1 pseudogene is annotated in these 432 nt (G+C 67.6%); it reads left to right on the forward strand.

The window, feature by feature from the left end:
• A pseudogene (locus tag ITJ44_RS15730) lies at positions 1–420 on the forward strand (hypothetical protein); the annotation flags it as partial.
• Between the last annotated feature and the right edge of the window lie 12 nt (positions 421–432).

Raw genomic sequence — 432 nt, forward strand, 5'->3', positions numbered from 1 at the left:
GGCTCCACCGGCACCCTCGCGTTCCCCATCACCGGCGGCAACGTGAAGTACTTCGACCCCAAGGCCTCCTACCGCCCCTACGTCCAGGGCGAGATCGACCACTCGGGCTCCGGCATCAGCCTCACCGCCGGCTCCACGACCGTGAAGCTCACCGACTTCGTCATCGACCCCGGCACCAGCCGCCTCACGGGCTCGGTCCAGGTCGGCGACGGCGCCGTCATGAAGGACGTCTACATCTTCAACCTCGACGGCACGACCCTGAAGCCCCTCGCCATGGACGGCGACAACGCCGTCCTCGAGGGCACCACGGTCAAGGTCAGCCCCGACGCCGCATCGCTGCTGAACAGCACCTTCGGCACGACCGCCGTCACCGACCAGCTCGTCGTCGGCATCGCCAAGATCACCGTCAACACCAAGTAGCACCCCACCCGG

This window comes from Clavibacter sp. VKM Ac-2873, from assembly GCF_015351075.1.
Classification (GTDB): Bacteria; Actinomycetota; Actinomycetes; order Actinomycetales; family Microbacteriaceae; genus Clavibacter.